This window comes from Paenibacillus filicis (assembly GCF_038070315.1).
In the GTDB taxonomy this organism is placed as follows: Bacteria; Bacillota; Bacilli; order Paenibacillales; family NBRC-103111; genus Paenibacillus_G; species Paenibacillus_G filicis.
Genome location: NZ_JBBPCC010000053.1, coordinates 1 through 1,482, shown reverse-complemented (window position 1 = coordinate 1,482; position 1,482 = coordinate 1). Strand labels below are relative to the sequence as shown.

The 1,482-nt window shown below is 50.8% G+C and carries 1 protein-coding gene; it reads left to right on the top strand.

Annotated features, from left to right (window positions below):
- The first annotated feature begins 89 nt into the window (after positions 1–89).
- On the top strand, positions 90–1,307 hold the full coding sequence (locus WMW72_RS35470; RefSeq protein WP_341420305.1) for an IS256 family transposase: 1,218 nt from the start codon (positions 90–92) through the stop codon (positions 1,305–1,307).
- Positions 1,308–1,482: the final 175 nt, after the last annotated feature.

Sequence of the window (1,482 nt, the reverse complement as noted above, 5' to 3'; positions counted from 1 at the left end):
GGGTCTGTAAAATAGAACGTGGAACCTTTGAAATCGAGAAAAGTTGGGCATACTGACATCATAGAAAACTCGATTCGGAGGAAACCAAGATGACCGAGAAATTTTGGACCAAAAAAGATATCCGTGCTTTTGTCGATGAACACAAGTTCCAATCCGTGGAACACATTCAATCGACGCTGAAAGACATGTTCAAAGATGTGCTGGAGGAAGCCCTGAAAGCAGAGCTCGATACTCAGCTCGACTATGCGCGCTACGATCAGAATAAGGCCACAAAGAACAGCCGCAACGGCTACGGGAAAAAGACCGTGCATACTGAGTATGGCGACATGGAGATTCAGGTACCGCGGGACCGGCTGGGCGAGTTTAATCCCGTCGTCATCAAGAAAAATCAAACCAATGTGACCGGGATTGAAGATCAGATTGTCGCCCTGTACGCTAAAGGTGTCAGCACCCGCGACATCCAGGATCATTTGCAAAACCTGTATGGGATTGAAGTATCCCCCACTCTCATTTCCAATATAACCAATAAAATCGTACCGCTGATTAAAGAATGGCAAAGCCGCCCACTGCAACCGGTTTATGCGGTTGTCTTCCTGGATGCGATTCACTTTAAAGTCAAGCAGGACGGAGCCATTGTGAACAAGGCAGCTTACATGGTCATCGGGGTTGATCTGGATGGCAATAAAGATGTGCTGGGCATCTGGATTGGCGAGAATGAGTCGGCGAAGTTCTGGCTAAGCGTCTTGAATGAGCTCAAAAACCGAGGCGTCCAAGACATCCTGCTCGTCTGCGTGGACAACCTGACCGGCTTCAGTCAGGCAATTAGCGCTAGCTTTCCAAAGACCGATATTCAAAAGTGCATCATTCACCAAATTCGCAGTTCTACACGCTATGTGTCCTACAAAGACCTAAAACGAGTCACGGCTGATCTCAAACCGATCTACAAAGCACCGACGGAGGAAGCTGCGAGGGCGGAACTGGATCGGTTTGAGGAAGAATGGGGAACGAAATACCCATTACTCGTGAAGTCATGGCGACAGAATTGGGAGGAGCTCTCCACCTTCTTTGCCTATCCGCCGGAGCTGCGCAAGCTCATCTACACGACCAACATGATCGAGGGCTACCATCGGCAGCTGCGAAAGGTCACTAAAGGCAAAAGCATCTTTCCGACCGATGAATCGCTGCTGAAAATGCTGTACCTGGCGACGATGGATGTACTGCGAAAATGGACAGGGCGGGTGCAAAACTGGGGCCAAATTCTGCTGCAGCTCACGGTATTTTATCCGGAGCGCGTCCAGGTGCGTTAAGCAGCTTGATGCGGAGGGGGCGGGCCTGATAGGCTGGTCGCCGGAGCGAAAAAGGCCCACAGCCTCCTTCGCCCATCGCGGGTGCATCGGGCCCGCCAGAGGCTCCGGGTCAAGCTGCGGCTCGCTGTTTGCTAGATTCTGCTTTCAAAGGTTACACTTTTTAATTGACAGTCTC

What these genes read in the sequence shown, in the direction of transcription:
- WMW72_RS35470 (WP_341420305.1), top strand. Translation starts at nt 90, where the DNA reads ATGACCGAGAAATTTTGGACCAAAAAAGATATCCGTGCTTTTGTCGAT.